At 33.2% G+C, this 23,346-nt stretch carries 24 protein-coding genes; 17 read left to right on the top strand and 7 right to left on the bottom strand.

What is annotated here, in order from left to right; genetic code table 11:
• Positions 1-42: 42 nt before the first annotated feature.
• The 7 genes from MK119_RS12425 to MK119_RS12395 all read left to right on the top strand — a co-directional run bounded on the left by MK119_RS12425 (position 43) and on the right by MK119_RS12395 (position 10,162).
• Complete coding sequence (locus MK119_RS12425) at positions 43-1,782, top strand: OstA-like protein (protein WP_290679178.1); 1,740 nt, start codon at positions 43-45, stop codon at positions 1,780-1,782.
• Positions 1,783-2,400: 618 nt separating this feature from the next.
• On the top strand, positions 2,401-3,582 hold the full coding sequence (locus tag MK119_RS12420; protein WP_290679175.1) for an aspartate aminotransferase family protein: 1,182 nt from the start codon (positions 2,401-2,403) through the stop codon (positions 3,580-3,582).
• A gap of 188 nt (positions 3,583-3,770) precedes the next feature.
• On the top strand, positions 3,771-5,171 hold the full coding sequence (locus MK119_RS12415) for a tetratricopeptide repeat protein (RefSeq protein ID WP_290679172.1): 1,401 nt from the start codon (positions 3,771-3,773) through the stop codon (positions 5,169-5,171).
• Between the two features lie 78 nt (positions 5,172-5,249).
• Positions 5,250-6,197: a DUF368 domain-containing protein gene (locus MK119_RS12410; RefSeq protein ID WP_290679169.1), complete on the top strand. Its 948-nt coding sequence runs from the start codon at positions 5,250-5,252 to the stop codon at positions 6,195-6,197.
• An 18-nt stretch (positions 6,198-6,215) separates the two neighbouring features.
• Positions 6,216-7,217, top strand: coding sequence for a DUF368 domain-containing protein (locus tag MK119_RS12405; protein WP_290679166.1), 1,002 nt, complete (start codon positions 6,216-6,218; stop codon positions 7,215-7,217).
• Positions 7,207-7,968, top strand: coding sequence for a shikimate dehydrogenase (locus MK119_RS12400; RefSeq protein ID WP_290679163.1), 762 nt, complete (start codon positions 7,207-7,209; stop codon positions 7,966-7,968). Before MK119_RS12405 ends, MK119_RS12400 begins: the two co-directional genes overlap by 11 nt.
• A gap of 121 nt (positions 7,969-8,089) precedes the next feature.
• A complete protein-coding gene (locus MK119_RS12395) occupies positions 8,090-10,162 on the top strand; it encodes a DUF349 domain-containing protein (protein ID WP_290679160.1) in 2,073 nt (690 codons plus the stop codon).
• A gap of 147 nt (positions 10,163-10,309) precedes the next feature.
• On the opposite strand, the gene mazG is transcribed toward MK119_RS12395, so the two are convergent.
• Both mazG and MK119_RS12385 read right to left on the bottom strand, forming a co-directional pair.
• On the bottom strand, positions 10,310-11,083 hold the full coding sequence (gene mazG, locus MK119_RS12390; RefSeq protein ID WP_290679157.1) for a nucleoside triphosphate pyrophosphohydrolase: 774 nt from the start codon (positions 11,081-11,083) through the stop codon (positions 10,310-10,312).
• Between the two features lie 69 nt (positions 11,084-11,152).
• Positions 11,153-11,467: a hypothetical protein gene (locus tag MK119_RS12385; protein ID WP_290679154.1), complete on the bottom strand. Its 315-nt coding sequence runs from the start codon at positions 11,465-11,467 to the stop codon at positions 11,153-11,155.
• 144 nt (positions 11,468-11,611) lie between these two features.
• Here MK119_RS12385 and MK119_RS12380 point away from each other — a divergent pair, with 144 nt between their 5' ends.
• On the top strand, positions 11,612-12,055 hold the full coding sequence (locus tag MK119_RS12380) for a DUF1572 family protein (protein WP_290679152.1): 444 nt from the start codon (positions 11,612-11,614) through the stop codon (positions 12,053-12,055).
• 197 nt (positions 12,056-12,252) lie between these two features.
• Positions 12,253-12,738: a hypothetical protein gene (locus tag MK119_RS12375; protein WP_290679149.1), complete on the top strand. Its 486-nt coding sequence runs from the start codon at positions 12,253-12,255 to the stop codon at positions 12,736-12,738.
• 81 nt (positions 12,739-12,819) lie between these two features.
• Here MK119_RS12375 and MK119_RS12370 read toward each other — a convergent pair whose 3' ends face one another.
• The 3 genes from MK119_RS12370 to ruvX all read right to left on the bottom strand — a co-directional run bounded on the left by MK119_RS12370 (position 12,820) and on the right by ruvX (position 14,372).
• Positions 12,820-13,233, bottom strand: a complete 414-nt coding sequence (locus MK119_RS12370; protein WP_290679146.1) for a DUF5606 domain-containing protein — start codon at positions 13,231-13,233, stop codon at positions 12,820-12,822.
• A gap of 132 nt (positions 13,234-13,365) precedes the next feature.
• Positions 13,366-13,956: a peptide deformylase gene (def, locus tag MK119_RS12365; protein ID WP_290679143.1), complete on the bottom strand. Its 591-nt coding sequence runs from the start codon at positions 13,954-13,956 to the stop codon at positions 13,366-13,368.
• 8 nt (positions 13,957-13,964) lie between these two features.
• On the bottom strand, positions 13,965-14,372 hold the full coding sequence (gene ruvX, locus MK119_RS12360) for a Holliday junction resolvase RuvX (RefSeq protein ID WP_290679140.1): 408 nt from the start codon (positions 14,370-14,372) through the stop codon (positions 13,965-13,967).
• A gap of 126 nt (positions 14,373-14,498) precedes the next feature.
• On the opposite strand from ruvX, the gene MK119_RS12355 reads away from it, so the two are divergent.
• The 5 genes from MK119_RS12355 (at position 14,499) to MK119_RS12335 (ending at position 18,610) form a co-directional block, all read left to right on the top strand.
• Complete coding sequence (locus MK119_RS12355; RefSeq protein WP_290679137.1) at positions 14,499-14,855, top strand: hypothetical protein; 357 nt, start codon at positions 14,499-14,501, stop codon at positions 14,853-14,855.
• Positions 14,856-15,063: 208 nt separating this feature from the next.
• Positions 15,064-16,230 carry an acyltransferase family protein gene (locus MK119_RS12350; protein ID WP_290679134.1) on the top strand — a complete coding sequence of 389 codons (1,167 nt, stop codon included), beginning with the start codon at positions 15,064-15,066 and terminating at the stop codon, positions 16,228-16,230.
• A gap of 84 nt (positions 16,231-16,314) precedes the next feature.
• Complete coding sequence (locus MK119_RS12345; RefSeq protein WP_290679131.1) at positions 16,315-16,836, top strand: helix-turn-helix domain-containing protein; 522 nt, start codon at positions 16,315-16,317, stop codon at positions 16,834-16,836.
• Between the two features lie 74 nt (positions 16,837-16,910).
• Positions 16,911-17,690, top strand: a complete 780-nt coding sequence (locus MK119_RS12340; RefSeq protein ID WP_290679128.1) for an SDR family oxidoreductase — start codon at positions 16,911-16,913, stop codon at positions 17,688-17,690.
• A 104-nt stretch (positions 17,691-17,794) separates the two neighbouring features.
• Positions 17,795-18,610 (top strand): 2,3,4,5-tetrahydropyridine-2,6-dicarboxylate N-succinyltransferase, encoded by an 816-nt coding sequence (locus MK119_RS12335; protein ID WP_290679125.1) that lies wholly within the window; start codon positions 17,795-17,797, stop codon positions 18,608-18,610.
• A gap of 213 nt (positions 18,611-18,823) precedes the next feature.
• Here the strand turns inward: MK119_RS12335 and MK119_RS12330 are convergent, their stop codons facing one another.
• Positions 18,824-19,585: a lipopolysaccharide kinase InaA family protein gene (locus tag MK119_RS12330; RefSeq protein ID WP_290679122.1), complete on the bottom strand. Its 762-nt coding sequence runs from the start codon at positions 19,583-19,585 to the stop codon at positions 18,824-18,826.
• A gap of 99 nt (positions 19,586-19,684) precedes the next feature.
• Between MK119_RS12330 and MK119_RS12325 the strand changes: the two genes are divergently transcribed.
• Both MK119_RS12325 and MK119_RS12320 read left to right on the top strand, forming a co-directional pair.
• The gene (locus MK119_RS12325; RefSeq protein ID WP_290679119.1) at positions 19,685-20,749 is read left to right on the top strand and encodes a glycosyltransferase family 9 protein; all 1,065 of its coding nucleotides are present in this window, start codon (positions 19,685-19,687) and stop codon (positions 20,747-20,749) included.
• A gap of 1 nt (position 20,750) precedes the next feature.
• Positions 20,751-21,341 carry a class I SAM-dependent methyltransferase gene (locus MK119_RS12320; protein WP_290679116.1) on the top strand — a complete coding sequence of 197 codons (591 nt, stop codon included), beginning with the start codon at positions 20,751-20,753 and terminating at the stop codon, positions 21,339-21,341.
• A 240-nt stretch (positions 21,342-21,581) separates the two neighbouring features.
• Here the strand turns inward: MK119_RS12320 and MK119_RS12315 are convergent, their stop codons facing one another.
• Positions 21,582-22,403 carry a glycosyltransferase family 2 protein gene (locus MK119_RS12315; RefSeq protein WP_290679364.1) on the bottom strand — a complete coding sequence of 274 codons (822 nt, stop codon included), beginning with the start codon at positions 22,401-22,403 and terminating at the stop codon, positions 21,582-21,584.
• Between the two features lie 64 nt (positions 22,404-22,467).
• Here MK119_RS12315 and MK119_RS12310 point away from each other — a divergent pair, with 64 nt between their 5' ends.
• Entirely contained in the window at positions 22,468-23,205 is a 738-nt protein-coding gene (locus MK119_RS12310) for a glycosyltransferase family 2 protein (protein WP_290679113.1), read from the top strand.
• The last annotated feature ends 141 nt before the right edge of the window (positions 23,206-23,346 follow it).

The following is a 23,346-nucleotide window of genomic DNA, read 5'->3' as shown; positions in this document are numbered from 1 at the left end:
TACTAAAAGATGTTTGTATAATTACAACTTTGGATTGCTTTTATGAAGAAATTATTCGTCTTACTTTTTTTAGCACAAATCGCGTTTTCTCAAAATAAGAAAGCTACTGGTGAAAAAACGATCATCAAAATCGTATATGGAGGAAATTTGAATGTGAACGAAGAAAAATTCCCTGGTGCAAAAATATTTTCTAAAACCGAAACAGGTCAAGTACGATTTGAGCATGAAGGAATGGATATGTGGTGTGATAGAGCGGTTTTATTTCAAGATCGAAATTGGGTAAAAGCCTATGGAAATGTCTTTATTCAACAAGGTGACTCTTTAGAGATGTCAAGTGAATATATTGAATATGATGGGAATGAAAAGTTAGCCGTTTCTAAAAGAAGTGTTCGTTTGCAAAATCCTGACATGACCTTAACTACAGATACGTTGTATTTTGACAGAAATAAACAAGAAGCGTATTTTAATACAAAAGGAATTGTAAAAGATAGTGCTTCTACACTAACAAGTATCGAAGGACGTTATTTTATGCAAAAGAATAAATATCAGTTCCTAAAAGATGTACAAATTGACAATCCAGAATATACTGTAAATTCTTCACAACTTGATTATTACACCGATTCCAAACATGCATATATGTATGGACCATCTACCATCAAAGGGAAAGAATATACGATATTTTGTAAACGTGGATTTTACAATACACTTGCCGAAAGAGGCTATTTTGTCAAAGAATCACGCATTGATTACGACAACAGAATCATTAATGGAGACAGTTTGTATTTTGAAAAAAACACCAATTTTGCTTCTGCAACCAACAATATTAAAATTACCGACACCATCAATAATATGATTCTAAAAGGTCATTATGGTGAAGTATATAAAGCGAAAGATTCTGCTTTTATTACCAAACGTGCTGTAGCTATTAGTTTGGTGGAACAAGACTCAATGTATATTCACGGAGATCGCTTAGTTGTGACTGGACCTGAGCAAAACAGAGTCATTCGCGCCTATGATAATGTGAAGTTTTTCAAAACAGACATGAGCGGAAAATGTGATTCATTGTTTGCTGATAATAAATCGGGAGTTACAAAACTCTTACGTCGTCCAGTAATGTGGAATGGTGATAGTCAAATGACTGGAGATACTATTTTCTTAATTTCAAATGTAAAAACGGAAAAACTAGACTCTTTAAAAGTGATTAATAATGCTTTCATTGTTCAAAAAGACACACTCGGTGAAAACAATTACAATCAGGTAAAAGGTCAAAATTTATACGGTAAGTTTAAAGACAACAAATTGTATGAAGTAGATGTGATCAAAAACACAGAAGTCGTTTATTTTATGTATAACGACAGTAATGAATTTATAGGAATTAACAAAACCATCTGTAGTGCCATCAATCTTACTTTAAACAATAATCAAATAGAAGATATTACTTTCTTTACGCGACCTGATGGTGTCATTTATCCCGATGCTGATTTACCAAAGAATGCACGAAAACTACGTGGTTTTATTTGGCGTGGAAATGAACGCATGTATTCCAAAGATGATATTTTTGACGAAGACGATAACAATCTTGTATTGCCAGTCATTCGCGGCTTAGACAATCCGATAGATCCACAAGAAGAACAAGACCCTGACGAGGAAATTTTTAAATCTACCATAAAAGCATTGCCAAACGATAAGAAAAAGAAATTAGCTGAAAAGAAGAAAAAAATGGCAGCACAACCAACAGCTTCAAAAAAGAAGAAAAAGAATCTTGTGAAAGAAGAAGAATAATTTGTAGCTAGTATTATTTCTGATCCCATCATAGTTCAATTCTTTATCACTTATGTAAAAAATATTTTTTGCCGTTGACTAACAATTATAAACATTGTTAAATGACAAAAAAGATCATAAAAGACAAAAAGTATTCTCTTTAATATAGATTTGTTTATTTTTGCCGCAGGAATCACAGTCTCTCTGTTACAAGGCAAACTAACATCTCAAATCGTTGGAACAAATAATTCATTTGTCTTTACAGGTTCTGAAGTAGCTTATCTTTTTCATATTTTCACAATTGTTTTTTTGAGTTTACTTAGCTACCTCTATATTTATACGCTCAAAACTGTGAAGATAAGTTTACGGTATTCAATCATACATCTTTTATCAGCATGTGGATTATTCTTTTATGGATCTATATATTCTTTTGATTATAAAAACCATCATAATTTTACAAGCAATACATACAATGGTGTTTATTTTCAACATATACGAAACTTTTAGAGTACATAGAAAATCAAGTAAGATTGCTAAATAAAAAAACTCTAAAGACAAAAATCCAACAATAAAACATATTCATTTACCGCAATTAACTTCGTATCTTTGCCGACAGGATTTTGAAGGAGATTTTAACTGATGAAAGAAGATTTTTTCACATACCAAGCACAAACAACACCACATCCGTTGGCGATGGAAATATCGCATGCGGATGGAAGCTATATTTACGACACCAATCAAAAGAAATATTTAGACTTTGTAGCTGGTGTTTCTGCATGTAGTTTGGGTCATAAACATCCAAGAGTTGTCAATGCAATCAAAGATCAGTTAGATCAATATTTGCATGTAATGGTGTATGGAGAATATGTGCAAAAATCACCCGTAGAGCTCACGAAATTATTAGCAGCTCATTTACCTGATCCACTTGAAAAAACATATTTAACCAATTCTGGAACCGAAGCTATTGAAGGCGCTATGAAGCTAGCCAAACGTTTCACAGGACGTTCAGAACTGATTGCAGCAAAACATGCGTATCATGGAAATACCCAAGGTGCTATGAGTGTGATGGGATTTGAAGAACGTAAAAGTGCATTTAGACCGTTATTGCCAGATGTACACTTTATCGAATTCAACAACGAAGCTGATTTAGAAAAAATCAATACAAAAACTGCCGGAGTTATTTTAGAAACCATTCAAGGTGGCGCAGGATTTATTGAACCCAAAAACAATTATCTAAAAAAAGTAAAACAACGTTGCGAAGCAGTTGGTGCGGTATTGATTTTGGATGAAATTCAACCTGGATTTGGTAGAACTGGAACCTTATTTGGTTTTGAAAACTATGATGTAGTTCCAGACATTGTAGTGATGGGAAAAGGAATGGGCGGCGGAATGCCTGTTGGAGCTTTTACTGCTTCTGCAAAACTCATGGACTCATTGAACGATCAGCCGAAGTTAGGACACATTACAACCTTTGGTGGACATCCTGTAATTGCAGCTGCGTGTTTAGCTACCTTACAGGAAATTACAGAAAGTAATTTAATGGCTGAAACGCTACAAAAAGAAGCGATATTTAGAGAAGTATTACAACATGACTACATAGAAGAAATTCGCGGAAAAGGCTTAATGTTATCTCTCATAATGAAAAGTAGCGACATTGCCAATCAGGTCATTTTAGAATCTTTGGAAAAAGGATTAATTCTATTTTGGTTACTTTTTGAACCCAAAGCTGTTCGAATTACGCCTCCATTAACCATTTCTGAAACAGAAATTAGAGAAGGTTGTGAAATAATTATGAAAGTTTTACGAAAAATTAAAGACTAAATAACAAAATTAAACGTTAGAATATCCTACACAGCCTACAAACTCCTAATACAATCAACTAAAAATCAAACCATTGAACAATCGTAGTTGTTGATTACTTTGTTGAAAACAATTGGCTTACCGCTAACAAATCAACACTTACATCGACTACATTTAATGTAATAGAAATCTAAAAGCACGTATTGCCTATGCTATTTAGCTCTAATGAAGACCAAAATTTTGCACTTTCGAGGTTTGAATCGATGTTAAAAACAAACAACGTATTCTTTTTTGACTCTGCAGAATTTGAAGATATAACACACCATTATCTGGATGCCGGAAAAGTTGCTTTGGCAAAAAAAGCAATCAAGATTGGTCTAGAACAACATCCAAGCTCTGTAAATTTAAAATTGATGGGAATTGAACTGATGGTGTTTGAAAATAAATTGGATGAAGCTGAAAAATTGTTGGATGAACTCTACACTTTAGAACCATCTAATGCAGAAATTTATATACAGAAAGCAAATATTTATTCCAAAAGAGACGAACATTATAAAGCTATTGAGCTTTTAAAAATGGCGCTAGAATTCAGTAATGATCTAGGAGATGTAAACTCTTTGATTGGAATGGAATATCTTTTTATTGACGATTTTAAAGAAGCAAAACGTCATTTTATGAAATGTATAGAGTTGGATATTGATGATTATTCTTCTTTATACAACATCATTTATTGTTTTGAATTTTTAGAAGATATTGATGGCGCTATTAGTTATTTAAACGAATACATAGATAAAAATCCGTATTCAGAAGTTGCTTGGCATCAATTAGGAAAGCAATACTATTCTAAAAATTTATTTCAAGAAGCATTAGCCTCTTTCGATTTTGCTATTATTGCTGATGATCGCTTTATTGGTGCCTATTTAGAAAAAGGAAAAGTACTGGAAAAATTAGGTCAATACAACGAAGCAATACACAATTATGAAGTAACGCTCAAATTGGACGATCCTACTTCGTTTGCCTATTTGCGCATGGGAAAATGTCATGAAAAATTGGGCAACAAGGATTTAGCTGTAAAATTTTATTACAAAACGGTTCATGAAGATCCTTTATTAGATAAAGGTTGGACAGCTATTACTGACTTTTATATTAGACAAGACAATTATCAAAAGGCATTATACTACATCAACAAAGCCATCAATATTGATACAGAAAATGTAGCGTATTGGAAGCGTAGCGCTGAGATTCATCGTGCCTTACAATTGTATGAAGAAGCTGATATTGCCTATCAAAAAACTGTAGAATTAGGAAACTACGAACTTTCTACATGGATTGCTTGGGCAGATATTTTAAAACTTTTAGGTGAATATAGCAATAGTACGCATGTATTATTACAAGCCTTAGAATTTTATCCAGATAACTCTAAAATAGAATACAGATTAGCTGGAATATATTTCATTCTTGGCGAACAAAGTAAAGGAACATTTCATTTAAAAAATGCATTGCGAAATAATTTTAAAGAACACTTATTATTTAAAAAATTATTTCCTAGTGTTGTAATGCGTATGTCTGTAAAAAATATTATTTCAGAATTTAAAAATCCGTACACATAATTCCATACTTTTGCGTGTAGCGTTTATAATGAAAATGTTATGAACTCATCAATAAGAAAACGTATAATTTAGCTACACATGAATAGAAATCTATTCGATTATTTGATCATTACCTTAAAAGGATTAGCCATGGGCGCAGCAGACGTAGTGCCAGGTGTTTCTGGAGGAACTATTGCTTTTATCTCAGGAATTTACGAAGAACTCATTACTTCTATCAATAACATCAATTTCGGATTGCTCAAAACGCTTCGAAAAGATGGTGTAAATGCGGCTTGGAAACAGTTGAACGGGAATTTTCTTGTAGCCTTGATACTAGGAATAGGAATCAGTATCTTATCCTTAGCAAAACTCATCAAATCTTTATTGAACACTGAACCAATTTTACTATGGTCATTTTTCTTTGGATTGGTCATTGCGAGTATATTATTCATTGGAAAAGAAATAAAACAATGGGATTGGAAAGCAATATTAGGTTTTACATTGGCTGCGGTACTCGCCTACTACATTACAACTTTACCAGGAAGTACAGAAAATATTAGTTCAACTTGGTTTATGTTTATTGCAGGAGCTTTGGCAATTTGCGCTATGATACTTCCAGGAATCTCAGGAGCATTTATATTGGTGCTTTTGGGTGCTTATGAACCTGTATTGGCTGCCATTGATGGTAGAGATGTAAAACTTATTGCCATTTTTGCCGTAGGTGCAATTGTAGGTTTACTATTATTTTCAAAACTTTTAAAATGGTTATTCAATAACTATAAAAATTTGACTTTTGCCATTTTAACTGGTTTCATCTTGGGTTCTTTAAACAAAATTTGGCCTTGGAAACAAGTACTTACAACACGTCCAAATTCACATGGAGAACAAGTTCCCTTTTTAGAAAAAAGCATCTTACCAAACACTTTTGAAAACTTAGGTTTAGGAGAACCAAAACTTTTATTCGCAATCGGATTGATGGTCATTGGATTTTTAACCATCTTCATCATGGAAAAACTCGCCACTGGAAAAGATAAAAAGCACGCATAAAAACTAGGAAGGCACTGCATGGAAAACACACGAACGCTCAAAGACAAAATCTTACTTATTGTTAAAGGATTGGCAATGGGCGCAGCTAACAGAGTTCCGGGAGTTTCTGGAGGCGTTATAGCATTCGTAGCAGGTTTTTATGAAGAATTTATTTTTTCGCTACAGCGAATTAATGGCAAAGCATTTAAATTTATTTTCAGCGGACACTTTAAAAGTTTTTCTCAATACATTAATGGGCGCTTTTTAGGATTGCTAATTCTAGGAATGATGATCAGTTATTTTAGTGTTTCTAAAATTCTAGATTATTTCATTCAACATTACAAACTCTATGTTTGGGCTGCCTTTTTTGGGATGATTCTTGGTTCAATTTACTATGTCGGAAAAGGTTTTAAACATTGGAATCGCAGAACAATTATCAGTTTACTAGTTGGAGCTGGAATAGGAATTTCAATCAGTTTGATGAATCCTGCCATGGAAAACGATCACTTAGGTTTTGTTTTTATTTGCGGAATCATTAGTGTTTCTGGAATGACGCTGTCTGGGCTTTCGGGTTCGTTTATCTTAATCTTGCTTGAAAACTATGTACTATTGCTGGTCGATTCGGTTAACGCGTTGTATGATACCATTTCCGAAATAGTTCAAGGAAATTTTGAATTTACAAGCAATCCAGAACGTATTCACGATTTAAAAGTGTTAGGCGTTTTTACAGCTGGTTCTGCAGTTGGTTTGGTTACATTATCGCATTTATTGAACTATGTTTTAAAACATTTTAAACATATTACAACAGCAGTAATTATAGGTTTCATTTCTGGTTCGCTTGGTGTTATTTGGCCTTGGAAAGAAGAAGGCTGTAAAATGGATGAGGCTGGCAACAAGCTACTTGACTCCAATGGAAGGGAAATTATTGAGAACTACAAACGTTTTGCGCCAGATTTTGTTTCTAGCGAAACGTGGACTGCTGTATTTTTTATCTTTTTTGGAATTACAATTGTATTAGCACTTGATTGGTATGGAAAATGAACTAAATAATTATAAATCACTTTTTGGATTGCTTGGAAAACACATTGCCTATTCGTTTTCGAGAGGTTATTTTTCCAATAAATTTAAAGCACTACATTTAAACGATCACTTTTACACGAATTTTGACATTCCTACGATTGAAGATTTTCCAAAGATTCTGACCGAAAATCCCAATGTCAGAGGAATGAATGTCACAATTCCATACAAAGAAACTGTTATTCCATATTTAGATAAATTACACAAAAAAGCCAAAAAAATTGGAGCCGTAAATACGATAAAAGTGCTAGAAGATGGTTCTTTAGAAGGATACAATACGGATTGCTACGGTTTTAAAAAATCGCTCAAACCACATTTACAAAAACATCATAAAAAAGCATTGATCCTCGGAACTGGCGGCGCTTCCAAAGCGATTGCTTTTGTTTTCGAAGAATTGAATATTGATTATAAATACGTTTCGCGAAAGCCAAAAAATAACAAATCGATTTCTTATCAAGACTTGAGTGAAAAAATCATGAAATCGCATCCAATCATTGTAAATTGTACACCACTAGGAACATTTCCAAAAATTGAAGATTGTCCAGACATTCCGTATAAATATGTTTCTAAAGATTTTTTACTCTTTGATTTAATCTACAATCCGTCTGAAACTACCTTTTTAAAACTTGGACGTTTGCAAGGAGCCCAAATTGTAAATGGCTACAAAATGTTAGAATATCAGGCAGAAAAAGCTTGGAAAATCTGGAATTCTTAAGAAATATCACAAAATTTTACTGCAATTATAGCAGTTTCTCATCTGTAAAACTTTGTCGTTTTGTTTCTTGTTAGTATATTCGGTACTTTAAAGCTTGAAAAAGAACCCAAACATTTATAAGATGTTAGAAGAAAAAGATGATAACCTGCATGATGCAGAAGGAAATTTAGAAGATCAGTCAACTCCTGATCCTACGGAAGAAACTACTCAAGACGCTGAAATTGAGGCTAAAGTTGAAACTGCAACTGAAAACGAAGTAGAAGCTGAAAGCGGCACTAGTAATGATGCAACACCTGAGACTGAGGTAAAAAACGAAGAACTTGAAACTCAAGTTGAGGCTGAAAGCGAAACAGAAACTACAGCAGAAATAGAAGTTAAAGTTACGGAAGAAACAGAGCAAACTATTGAAGAACATCAGGAAGCTGTCAACGAAGTGCATGATAATGTGGCGGAAGATGCTGAAGATGAAAGCGCAAACGAACGCCATGAAATTCCAGTATTGGATTATCATTCCATGTCTAAAGAAGCTTTAGTCGAAGAGTTGGAAAAACTTGTGAAAAACGAGAAAGTTCAAGCTATAAAAGAACATGTAGATGGAATTAAAGCTGAGTTCAACCAAAAATTCAATGAAGTTTTAGAGCAACGCAAAGAAGAGTTTTTAGCAGAAGGCGGAAACATCATCGATTTCCATTTTTCATTACCAATCAAAGGACGTTTCAATGTTGCTTACAACGAATACCGTAGCAAACGAAACGAATACTATAAAAATCTAGAGAAAGATTTAAACGCCAATTTAGAACGTCGTTTAGCCATTATTGAGGAATTGAAAGGACTGTTAAATGTTGAAGAAAACATCAATACGACTTACAAGCATTTCAAACAAATTCAAGAAGACTGGCGCAATGCAGGTTCTATTCCAAAAACACAATACAATAATGTTTGGCGTACATATCACCATCATATTGAGCGTTTTTATGACTTTTTACACTTAAACAGAGATCTTCGTGATTTAGATTTTAAGCGTAATTACGAAGAAAAACAAAAGATTGTAGCACGTGCTGAAGAATTGGCACAAGAAGAAAATGTAATTCATGCATTCCGTGAATTGCAAAACTTGCACAGACTTTGGAAAGAAGATGTTGGACCAGTTGCAAAAGATTTACGTGAAGAAATCTGGAATCGATTCAGTGCTGCCACGAAGGTAATTCATGACAGACGCCAAGAATATTTCAAAAATATAGATCAGATTTACGAGCAAAATTTAGTCGTAAAAGAAGAAATCATTGCTAAAATCAAAGAAGTCTCTGCTGGAAATTATAAAGTTCACAATCAGTGGCAAAATAAAATTAAAGAGGTTGAAAAACTACGCGAAGCTTTCTTCAATGCTGGAAAAGTTCCTCTAAAAGTAAATGAAGAAACTTGGGCTAAGTTCAAACAAGCTGTTCGTGAGTTTAATGCTAATAAAAACGCATTTTACAAGTCTTTAAAGAAAGAACAACAAGAGAATCTAGCCAAAAAAATGGCCTTGATCGAATTGGCAGAGTCTTTAAAAGATAGCGATGACTGGGCAGCTGTGACGCCACAAATGAAGAAAGTACAAGCCGATTGGAAAAAGATTGGACATGTACCAAAGAAAATTTCTGATAAGATTTGGAAGCAGTTTAAAAATGCTTGCAATCACTATTTCGATCGCTTACACGCTCAGAAAAATGCTGCCAATGCGGGAGAAGTTGAAGCTTTAGCAAAAAAAGAAGCCTTCTTAACAGAACTAGAGGCTTTAGAATTATCAGGTGATACAAAAGTAGATATTGATGTTATAAAGTCTAAAATTGCAGCTTGGAAAGCAATAGGCAGAGTCCCGTATAACAAAAAGAATATTGACAACAAATTCAACAAATTGATTGATGGATTGTTTAATCAATTAAACATTGACAAACAAGAATCTGAATTGATCAAATACAGCAATCGTTTAGAGAATTTAGACCACGGAAAAATAAATTCGGAACGTATTTTTATTCGTAGAAAAATTGATGAGATTTCAGCAGAAATGCGTCAGTTGGAAAATAACTTACAATTCTTCTCAAATTCATCATCTAGTAGTCCGATGTTGAAAAAAGTACATCAAGATATAGAAAAACACAAAAGAGCTTTAGATACTTGGAAAGCGAAGTTAAAACAGTTGCGATCGCTATAGATATACTGTACTGCATTTAGACTCCGCTCAATGCTCGAGTTTTAAAACATAGAAAGCCGTTTCAATTTGAAACGGCTTTTTTCTTTTTATATACTCATTTGTTATATTATTTATCCTAAGACCCAACACCTGAAACCAAATACCTAATTAGAGTTTCTTAGCTTCTTCCCAAAAAACATCCATTTCAGCCAATGTCATATCTGCCAGTTTTTTGTTGAGACCAGCAGCTTTTTCTTCTAAGTATTGAAAACGCTTAATGAATTTCTTATTCGTACGTTCCAAAGCATTTTCAGGATCAATTTTTAAAAAGCGTGCATAATTGATCATAGAAAACATAACATCCCCAAACTCAGATTCCATTGCTTTTTGATCGCCTTTCGCAACTTCTTCTTGGAATTCAGAAAGTTCTTCCTGCAACTTTTCCCAAACCTGATTTGGTTCTTCCCAATCAAAGCCAACACCTGCGACTTTATCCTGAATACGATTAGCCTTTACCAAAGCCGGTAAACTCTTGGGAACTCCTTCTAGAACAGATTTTTTTCCTTCTTTTAGCTTTAAATTTTCCCAATTACGCTTTACATCTTCTTCATCATTTACCTCAACATCGCTGTAAATATGCGGATGACGACTGATGAGTTTTTCACAAATTCCATTCGCAACATCAGCAATGTCAAAATCGTTTGTTTCACTACCTATTTTTGAATAAAATACAATATGTAAAAGCAAATCGCCCAATTCCTTTTTCACTTCATCTAAATCATTCTCAAGGATGGCGTCACCTAATTCATAGGTTTCTTCAATCGTTAAATGACGTAAACTTTGCAAGGTTTGTTTGCGATCCCACGGACATTGCTCACGCAATTCATCCATAATGGTTAACAAACGATCGAAGGCTTCTAATTGTACTTTTCTGGAATTCATAAGTTGTAATCTATAAGAATGACAAAGCTAGGTATTTAATATGAGTTCTTTATATAATTAATCAAAAGCTTATTCTTCTTCCTCTGCTGCAAATGTTTCTTCCAATTCATCAATCTTCTGTATAACTTCCTCTATTTTTTTATCGACACTATTGGTAAATTTAAAAATAGAATACAAACCAAATACATTTAATGGAATATAAAAGGCTAACAACCATTTTATCCAAGTATATTCCCAAAAAGAAATAAACAAAATAACCGCTATTAAAGTTCTTATCGCCCAGCCTACTAATTTCCTTAGTCTAAATTCTGAGGACAGCTTGGTAATAGATTCTGGCTCTTCATGAGTTTCATATTCAATCGTATATTTTACACCATCTTCCATTCCTATTATTTAGAATACTACGTGACAAATGTACGATGGAATTTCTATTGTATAAACTACGGGTATTTTAGAACTATTCTACACTATATTTGATTGGAGAAGGCAGACAATAATCGTATTTTTAGTATACCAAAATTATACTTCATGAAAACTGCCATCATACAATTATATTCTAGAGAAATTGACCGACTTGCGTCTGAAATAGAGCAATACAAAGAAGAAACTTCGTTGTGGAAACTCACAGACAATATTTCTAACTGCGCAGGAAACCTGTGTTTGCATTTAGTTGGAAATCTGAACCATTTTATTGGCAGATATATAGGAAATATAGATTATGTACGCCAACGTAATGCGGAATTTAATACTAAAGATGTTCCGAAAGCTACTTTAGTTTCAGAAGTCAACAAAGTAAAAGAAGTTGTCCTGACAGCCTTGAAAAATTTCCCAGATGCCCAATTAAAAAAAAATTATCCTATTAAAAAAAATGGAGAAGTTCTGACTAATGAATTTATGTTAATGCATTTATTATGGCATTTGAGTTATCATGTAGGACAGATCAATTATCATCGTAGATTGTTAGATATTTAGATTTAACACGAGAGAACTAATTAGAAGAATTCACATTTTGACTCCGCTCAATGTTCATACTCAGCTTGTAGAAGTGTTACATTGAGCCAAGTCGAAATGTGGCACACTTTATGCATATACAAACACAAATAACGTACGGATTTGCAATAATGCTCAAAACTATTCCGTATTTTTGAAGTCACAAACTTAATATAACAATGAAAAAAACACTGATCGCACTATGTATGCTTTTTGTAGCTACGTTTACAGTGCAAGCGCAAGAAGATCAAGCTGAAAAGCAAGCATTAGCAATGGAATTGATGAAAATTGATTTAAAAATGGACATCGATACTGATCTATTACAAAAAATGTCTACGAACATGTATTTTTCAGAAAACCCGCAAGTAATGGTGATGGGTATGGTTGTTCCTTCAACTTATGAAAATGCGAAAAACGAACTTGAAAAGAATTTACCGCCAGATTTTAAAGTTTCCGATAAAGGTGAAAAAATGATGAATGGTGTAAAAGTTATCTTTTTAGAAGGAACTAGTGAAACACCACAAGGAACTATTGACTGTGTTGTATATTGCATGAAACGTGATCCAGAAACATGTACAATGTTTATGGGAATGTCTGGAACTGGAACTGCACAAAAATATCTTGACGCTATTGAAAAAGCTGCAAACTCAGTTATAAAAAAGTAATAAACTACTTTTTACATAAACTACAAAAAAAATCCAGCGATTGCTGGATTTTTTTATGACTAGACTTTGGTAATATATGTGTTATTCTTCTTCAGAGGAAACTGCTGCAGTAAAATCTGTCATTCCTTTTGAATGTAATAAATTATACCACTGAATTACTTTTTTAATATCGCTTGGATACACACGATCTTGATCGTAATCTGGCAAAACTTCTGAGAAGTAGTTTGTTAATACAGCTTTTGATTCTTTATGATTGATCGAAGTGGCAGCTCCGTTTTCTTTTTCTTTTACTTTTTCTAAAACGTCACCTAAAGGAATTTCTTCCGTGTATGTATAAATGGCAATTTCAGATAATAAACTTACATTATGACGCAGACTTACTGAGATTTTTTTTCCATCAGATAAAGATTCTGCTACAAAACCATTACGTGTTTGTGTTTTTAATTCATAAAGTCCTGGCTTTCCAGAAATAGCTAATATTTTTTCTAAACTCATATTGTATTTTTTCTACTAAGGATGGCAAATATACAGATTGTAGGTTTTCCATCACTTTTTTTAACGTTATTTTTATTGAAATTCAATTTTGACAATGCAATCAGATTCTGGTCAAAATATAGATTGAATCAGTTAGCGCATTTTCTTTGCATCTGGAAAACGCATTTTGTAATCTACTTTGATACGACCACGTGAAATATTTGTCAATCTTCCTTTTAATAAACGTCTTTTAAGAGCAGATAGTTTATCAGTAAACAAAATCCCTTCGATATGATCGTATTCGTGCTGAATTACTCTTGCTGCCAAACCATCAAACTCTTCTACATGTTTCTCAAAATTTTCATCATAATATTCGATCTTGATACTTTCTGGGCGAAATACATCTTCTCGTACATCAGGAATACTCAAACAACCTTCATTAAACACCCAAGGTTCTCCATTACGCTCTAAAATTTTCGCATTGATGAATACCTTTTTCATGCCTTCAAGTTGCTTTCTTTGTGCTTCATCAAGTTCTTCATCTTCTGCAAAACCTGTAGCATCTACCATAAATAAACGAATTGGAAGTCCAATTTGTGGCGCTGCCAGTCCTACACCATACGCATTGTACATGGTTTCAAACATATTTTCAAGTAACGTATCTAAGTTTGGATACTCAGGCGTAATATCTTTCGCTACTTTTCGTAAAACTGGATCGCCAAAAGCGACAATTGGTAATATCATATTTTGTACTATTTGTATAGATAAGATTGCAATATAATTGTTGCACTTATTTCATCTATTAAACTTTTATTTTGACGTTGTTTCTTTTTCAATCCGCTATCAATCATGGTTTGAAATGCCATTTTTGAGGTAAAACGCTCGTCAACTCGTTTTATCGGGATTGTTGGAATGGCTTTGGTTAGCAAGCGAATAAACTCTTTAATTAGCACTTCACTTTCAGAAGCTTCATTGTTCATTTGTTTGGGTTCTCCTACCAAAAACAATTCCACATTTTCTTTACTAACGTATTCTTTCAAAAAATTGATCAAATCATGCGTGCGAACTGTCGTTAAACCAGAAGCTATTAATTGCATCTCATCAGTAACGGCAATTCCCGTTCGTTTCTTCCCGTAATCAATCGCTAGAATACGCGCCATATAAATTTTTGGCAAAAATAAGCTTTATATTTCAATGTGTATATAAATTGTTGTGAATTATTGTTGTAATGATGGGAATGTTAGATTTCTATAGTATCTTAGACACATATTTTATTAAAAATCACCATGCTTGGCATTCCTAAATACAAACCTCAATTTTTCTCTGATGCAATTTCTTTTTTAAATATAAACAAACATTATTGTGAAAGCGCATTACACAAAACGTTTAGCACGTATTATGTACAATGGAATACCGAATTTAATGAGTGGAATAACGACGGACCAATTATAATAGTTATTGACTCCATTCAATTTGAATTTACTGCTTTTCAACTTTCAGAATATGGCATGACTATCAACACAATTGATCTTTCTAAAAAATTAGATTGGTATGGTGCTGATGATGAAATACCTTTAATCTGGAAAGAAGCTCCTTTCGAGCAATTTAATGTCTTAAAAGGAAAATTAATGATATTTTTTTGATTGAATATAATTTTTTTCTTCACAATTCTCCTGAGACTACTGAACCTTTAAACGAGAATGATTATGACTTAGTTGGGATTGAATTTGAATTTTATGATTCAGACCAATGTTTGAGTTTGACATATGGATTGGATTGTAACGCTATGAACCTTTATAAAACAGAAGAAAATACGATTTACAGACGCATACAAATTACACACTAACTTCTTTGGAAAAAACACAACGCATACATTCACTCGATTCCTTACGCGCCATCATGATGATGTTAGGTTTGGTCTTGCATTCAGCACTTACATACAATGTCACAAATCATGGAAATGTTTGGATTATAAAAGATACAGCTGCCACTAATATCACCACTGACTTTTTAGTACTGATGATTCATTCGTTTCGGATGCCCATCTTTTTCTTGATTGCTGGATTTTTTGGTGCGATGTTATTTTATGAACGAAGCCCAAAACGCATGATTAAAAACAGAATTGCTCGAATTGTATTTCCATTTATACTATTTTTAATCATCCTCGCTCCTATTGTTCAGTTTTCTTTTGATTATGCTAGTTTGACTTTGCAAGGAAATGAACATGCATTGACTACGACTTTAGCTCCTTTTTCTGAGTTCAACTTTTACATTCCTAAAAGTACTTCACATTTGTGGTTTTTGTATTATTTGATATATGCCACAGGATTTGCAGTTATACTAGCTTTTATCTTAAGAAAAATTCCAAAATTATCACAACAAATTAAATTCATAGGAAATTGGATTTTTCAAAGACCATTGGCTCGAATTCTCATATTTTCAGGAATGACCTTTGTTGTTTTGACACTTTTAAAAACACCAATGGTAGCTTCATCTACTTCACTACCGCCAGATATTGCTACGTTTTTATACTACACTTCTTTTTATCTTGTAGGATGGATTTTATACACTTCAAAACAACATTTACAAACACTGATTAAATATGATTGGCTTACTGTAATAACAGCAATTTTTCTCGTGATGACACAAGGTGTTTTAATTGAGTTTATGGATCTCGGTTTAAAACCAAATAGCAATTCTCCCATATTGATCACATTAAGTTCCTTGACTGTCTGGCTCTTTATATTTGGAATCACAGGATTATTTATTCGTCACGGAAGTCACCATTCAAAACGGATGCGATATATTTCAGACGCTTCTTATTGGGTATATTTAATTCATTTACCTTTAACCGCACTCTTTCCAATTCTTTTAAGGGAATTACCAATTGGCGGAATTCTAAAGTTTTTATTGGTTACTGCGATGACAGCAATTGTATGCTTTATCACTTATCATTACGGTGTTCGTAATACTTTTATAGGTAAATTTTTAAATGGACGAAAGTACCCAAGAAACTGATTAAAAAAGCTTTAACAAATCATAATTTTGCCATTTCAAAAACTTGATTTACTTTTGTAAGTGATTGCTCACTATTTATTTTAAATGACTGATAAACAAGAAAAAATATTACATGCTGCCTTAGAATTATTTTCTAATGAAGGATACAATGCTACCTCTACCAGTAAAATTGGAAAGAAAGCTGGCGTTTCCGAAGGCTTAATATTCAGACATTTTACAAATAAACAAGGATTGCTCGATGCCATCATTAAAGATGCAGAAGTAAGAATTGCAGAAGTAATCATGCCTATCATCATGGAAACAGATGCTAAAACTGTACTTAAAAAAGCTATTGAACTTCCCTTTGGTGTCAAGGAAAGTGAATTTGATTTTTGGCGTTTGCAGTTTAAACTAAAGTGGGAAGTGGCATATAACAATCCACAAAAAATGCAACCCTTAATAGATAAACTAGCAACTGCTTTTGAAGCCTTGGAATATGAAAACCCTAATTTGGAAGCAATTTTATTAAATCAAATCGTAGAAAGTATTTCCTCAGAAATTTTAAAAGGAAATTTAAAACAACAAGAAGCATACAAGTCATTTTTATTACTCAAATACAAACTATAACCTAAATTATAAATCATATCTAAAAAAATTTATTCATAAAAAAAGTAAGTACTCACTAATTAAACTAAGAAATAATGAAAAAAACAGCATTAATCACAGGCGCAAGTAGCGGAATAGGAAAAGAATTTGCAAAGATTCATGCAGAAAAAGGCGGTGATTTGGTCATTATCGCACGAAGTGAAGACAAATTGAAAACATTAAAAACAGAATTAGAAACAGCTCATAAGATACACGTTACTATCATCGCGAAAGATTTAACAGATCCAAACGCACCAAAAGAAATTTATGATGCGGTAACAGCTTCTAACATCAAAGTAGATTACCTTATCAACAACGCAGGTTTTGGTGGTTTAGGTCGATTTGATCAGCGTGATTTACAAACCGATTTAAACATGATTCAATTAAACATCAGTGCGCTTACAGCTTTATCACATCATTTTTTACAAGACTTTGTGGCTCGTAATGATGGTAAGATTTTGAATGTATCTTCAACAGCAAGCTTTCTTCCTGGACCATTACAAGCAGTGTATTATGCTACAAAAGCCTATGTAACCTTTTTTAGTAATGCGATTGCAGAAGAATTACATGACACCAATATTACAGTTACCAATTTAATGCCAGGCGCTACAGCAACCGATTTTGCGGCTGTTTCTGGAATGGACAAAACAGAACTTTTTGACAAAACTGCAAGCGCAAGAAGTGTGGCTGAAGATGGTTATAATGCCATGTTAAAAGGCGATTTGGATGTCATTTCAGGACTCACAACTTCACAAAAGATTATGATGAAAATGTTGCCATTTATGTCTAAAAAGTCAATTTTAAAACGTGTGCGAAAAATGCAAACTGTTTCTTAAAAACTTACAATTTGTTTTAAACTGATAGAATCTGTTAGATCTGTAAATTTTCATGAAATATTTATAGGAAGATTTTATCTTTGTGATCGTAAAAAATTAAAAACATGATCGCATTAAAAGAAACTATAGAAAATGCTTGGGATAACCGAGATTTATTAAAAAACGAAGATACACAAGCAGCCATTCGTAAGGTAATTGATTTATTGGACGTTGGAGAGTTACGTGTGGCAGAACCAACTGCTGATGGTTGGCAAGTGAACGAATGGGTTAAAAAAGCGGTGGTGTTATATTTCCCAATTCAGAAAATGGAAACCTTAGAAGCTGGGATTTTTGAATTTCATGACAAAATTCCTTTAAAACGCGGTTATAAAGAAAAAGGAATTCGCGTGGTTCCACATGCAATTGCACGTCATGGAGCGTATGTTTCTAAAGGTGTAATTATGATGCCAAGTTATGTAAATATTGGTGCGTATGTAGATGAAGGAACTATGGTTGATACTTGGGCAACAGTTGGAAGCTGTGCTCAAATTGGTAAAAATGTACACTTGTCTGGCGGTGTTGGAATTGGTGGTGTGTTAGAACCATTGCAAGCAGCTCCTGTGATTATTGAAAATAATGCATTCATTGGTTCAAGATGTATTGTAGTGGAAGGTGTTCGCGTAGAAGAAGAAGCTGTATTAGGTGCCAATGTTGTATTGACTGCTTCCACGAAAATTATTGATATTACAGGTGATGAACCAATTGAAATGAAAGGTCGCGTTCCTGCACGATCTGTTGTAATTCCGGGAAGTTACACTAAAAAATTTCCTGCTGGAGATTATCAAGTTCCTTGTGCGCTAATTATTGGAAAACGTAAAGAAAGTACCAATAAAAAGACTTCTTTAAACGATGCTTTGCGTGAGCATGATGTAGCGGTTTAGACTTGTTAGACTTGTTAGACTTGTTAGACTTGTTAGACTTGTTAGACTTGTTAGAAGATAAAACATAATTGGCGGATTGAAATTTCAGTTCGCCTTTTATTTGACATTTTTTGTGAAGCGTTATTACGAAAAAGCATGACGAAGTAATCTGTTTTTTAAGTAACAGATTGCCATAAGTTTTTTTCAAAACTTTCGCAATGACGTTTCAAAAAATCACTTCTTTTTCTTCAAATACTTCTTCTTCAAATATTTTTTACGATTGATTTTACGCTTGAAAGCTTGACTATATTTGAGTAACACATCTTGTACTTCATGCAATTCTTTATTGGCAAGTTCTGCATAACGTTTGCTTATGATATGAATCATTAGTTTGGATAACCATAAACGTTTTAAATTTTCCATACGTTTCTCTAAATCCATCGCTTCAAACTTCATTCTGTTTAAATCGATTAAATAGAATTCGTATTCTTTTCCATCCTGAACAATCAAAGTATTTCCTGGAGAGTGATCTAAAAAATTGACATTATTTTCATGCAGTTGAAAGCAAAATTCTGCAAATTGTTCTAAAATGTATCTGCGATTTTCAAACAACGGATCGTGAATCAACGCTCGAAAATCAAAATCATAGTCAATATGTGCACTGACATAATAACTTTCTTTTAAACCCAAAGCAGTGTGATTTTCAAAGTATGCAATTGGAAACGGCGTTTTAATTCCAAATGATAGTAACCTTTCAGCATATTCAAACGAACGTTTTGCTTTAGAAGGTCGTATAAATTTATACACAAAACTATTGAACGTTTTGGGCACACGAAACGATTTAATATTGATCTTTTCTCCATTCAAATCAAAAGACTTGATTACGTTTCGCTCACCTTTGGTCACATATTCCCCTTGTGATTCAAATCCGTTGATAAAAGCCAAAATTGCTTCTTTCTGATCTTTGTAATTTGGATGAATATGTACCGTTTGCATAGTTCGAGGATATTTTTCAAAGATATGTTAATTGAAATTTTAATAAAAGCTGAAAAAATAATATTTTGCGCAGAACGCCTAGATTCATAATTGCACGCAATGAAAAAAATATTAATTATACAGAACAAACGTATTGGAGATGTCCTGATAAGTTCTGTAATTGCCAATAATATTAAGAAGATATTCCCCGAAAGTCGCGTTGATTTTATGGCGTATGATTTTACGAATGGTGTTATTGAAAACAATCCGAATATAGATGTAATCATTCCCATCAATGAAAAGGAACTAAAAAAGATTCCAAATTTGATCAAAATGATTCGTAAAGTTCGTAAAGAGAAATACGATATCATTTTTGATCCGTATTCTAAACTGCAAAGTCGTTTGATTTGTTATTTTTCAAAAGCTGAATATCGTATTGGGAATAAACGCAAGCATAAAAAATTACCGCTTCGCTTCTACTCGCATCCGATTAATTTATTAGATGAAAAAACGCAGATTTGCGGAAAAGCAATTGAAGACAGAATCAATTTAATAACAAGTGTTTTTCCATTGGAGAATCCAGATTTTGAACCTAAAATCACCTTAAAAGAAAGCGAAAAAAACTATCCCAAACTAGATCAATACAAAGATCCTGTATTAATGTTGGGAATTTTGGGAAGCACACCGCAAAAATCGATGCCGTATGAATATATTGCCGAAATTGTAGATTACATTACATCAAATCATAAGGTTCATATTTTATTCAACTATGCACCGAAACAAAAAGCAGAAGCGGATAAAATTTACGCACTTTGCCAAAACAAGGAAAGTATCATTTTAGATATCTATGAAGATAGTATTCGCGGTTTTGTACGACTGATGTATGCATGTGATTTAATGGTTGCCAATGAAGGTGGTATTGTACATATTGCAAAGGCTTTGAATAAACCAACATTTACAATATTTTCACCCTATGTAAACAAAGATCATTGGGCTAGTTTTGAAGATGGAAAGCAACATGAATCGATTCACTTATTAGAAGAGAAGCCTGATTTATTTGATACGTTTACGTTTGAAGAACGTAAGAAAATTGAAGAAAATCCGCATGATTTATACAAGCAATTAACACCAGAAATGATTATTACGAAGCTAGAAAAATTCTTAGCTTTACATTTAAAAAAATAACATGAATCTACTTGATAAATTTCATAATTGGCGACGAAAACTTCGTTGGAACAAACAATATCGCAAAGGTCGTTGGGACAATTTGCGCAATCCGATTGAAGCAGAACGCTACCAAACAATTATCAACTTTATCAAATCTTATGGGAAAGCACAACCTAGCATTCTTGATTTAGGTGCAGGTGAAGGTGTTTTGAACGAATATATAACTCCTGAAGTTTTCAGTTATTTCTTAGGAATGGACTTTTCTGCCGTTTCTATTCAAAAGGCAAAAACAAAAAACTTTCCAAAGGCTGAATTTGTTACAGCCGATATTCATAATTATACACCAAAGCAAAAATTTGATGTCATCATTTTTAATGAAGCCTTTTATTATGTGCATGAATCTGAAAAGCAAAATGTGTTAGACAGAATGTTGGCGCACTTAACAGATGATGGAGTTTTAATTGTCTCTATTTACCGTGAAGGAATTGGTTGTTGGGAATATTTTGATAAACTAAAACAACTCGATTTTACAACCGTAAAAACCGACGAAGAGAAAACCTATTGGAAGATTGGAGCTTATAAATTACAAATGTTGAATGCTAGATTTTAAATATAAAAGTATTCTTTTGAAAAGTCATTACGAGAAAGCATGACGAAGTAACCTTTTATATCTTTTTCATTTTTCTTTTAAAGACACAGATTGCCGTAAATTTCCATTTCGACAAGCTCAATATGAATAACTTTCGCAAAGTAGTGTCAGAAATCTAAAAGAGAAACGAGTCTAAAGCTCTAAAGGCGTAAGCCGTTTCTAACAAGTCAAAAAACGTACACCGAGCAAAGCCGAAGTGTACTACTTTTTCTCAATACCAAAATCCGTCCACTTGCGTTTTTCGTCTTTGGTCGTTTTACGAATGGCTAAGTTTTTATTGATCGATTCTTGATTTTTATATCCACGTGGATGATCTAAATGTACGCAAACTGCACTGTAACGAATTTGTTTACTCTTTAAGCCATAATTGAATAAACGTTCTCCCAACTCACGATCTTGTCCACCGTATTGCATGCGCTCATCAAAACCATTAATAGCTACAATATCTTTTTTCCAACCAGAAGCATTGTGTCCGTTCCAGCTTGCATTTGTTGGTGTTACCGCATTCAAAAAACGCGATTTTAATCCTGCTGAAGTCAATTTATTGTTCTTAAACGAAGCTTTTAAACCGTGTTTCTTCAACCAAGACACATCAAAACAATTGCCTTCGTAAATATCTTCTTTTGTAATGAGTTCCGAAATATTCATTGGTAGCATAAAGTATCCTCCCGAAAGGAAAAAACCTTCTTCACGCAGCTTTACATGATGTTCTACAAAATCGGCTCGCGGGATACAATCGCCATCAGACATAATGATATAAGGTGTACTACATTTTACAGTGGCTTTGTTAAGGATTTGCGATTTCTGAAATCCGTTATCTTCATGCCACACATGTACAATTGGATAAAAAACTTCTTTGCGAATTTCTTCAATCAAATCAAAGGTTTCTTGCTTGGAACCATCGTCTGCAATTACAATTTCAAACAAGCGATAGGTTTGATTGTTATATCCGTGTAAAACTTTTGCCAACCACTCAGGAGAGTTGTACGTACTTATAATTATGGAAGTGTCTATTGTTGTCATATAGATTGCAAAGATAAAGTTTTCAATGAAAAAATTATATGTACTTTTGTGCTTTAAATTTATCATGCTAACACTATCTGTCATAATTCCTACGTATAACGAAGCTTTGTATTTGAAAGACGCCTTGTATTCGGTACAGTTTGCTGATGAAATTATTGTGATAGATTCACTCAGTACCGATGAAACCGTTGCGATTGCAGAAGCTCATGGTTGCAAAGTTCTCTCTAGAAAGTTTGATAATTTTTCCAATCAAAAAAATCATGCCTTGCAATTTGCTACTTGCGATTGGGTACTATTTTTAGATGGTGACGAACGCATTACATATCAGCTTCAAAAAGAGATCATTGCCGCAATGAATTCTGGAAAACATACGGCGTATAAATTGAACTTTCCGCACTTTTATATGAATCGTTTTTTGTATTATCACAACAATGATGTTACGAGATTGGTAGAGCGTGAAAAGTGTCATTTTGAAGGAAATGTACATGAAAAACTCATTGTGGATGGAACTGTTGGAAAGTTAAAAAACAAAGTCTTACACTACACATATAAAGGCTTACTGCATTACATCAGCAAAAAAGATAGTTATGCATGGTTTCAAGCTGAGCGCATGTTAGAAAAAGGTAAAAAAGTTACTTATTTTCATTTAGCTTTTAAACCGATGTATCGCTTTTTCCATGAGTATATTGTAAAACGTGGATTTATGGATGGCGTTCCTGGTTTGGCTGTTGCCGGAATTAATGCTTATGGCGTATTTTCGCGTTATGTAAAATTGATGCTTCTCAAAAAAGGAATTCGTTAAACTGTCGTTTGTCAGATTTTAATGCCGTTCATCTATAAAATCCCTTTCATTTATCTAAAAAAACTAAACCAATTAGCAATAAATTGTACTTTTAAATAGTGTATTTTATTAAATGCATTACCCCTTTTTTATTACTACCAA

Source organism: Kordia sp., from assembly GCF_022447245.1.
Taxonomy (GTDB): Bacteria; Bacteroidota; Bacteroidia; order Flavobacteriales; family Flavobacteriaceae; genus Kordia.
This window is presented reverse-complemented; position numbering and strand designations above follow the sequence as displayed.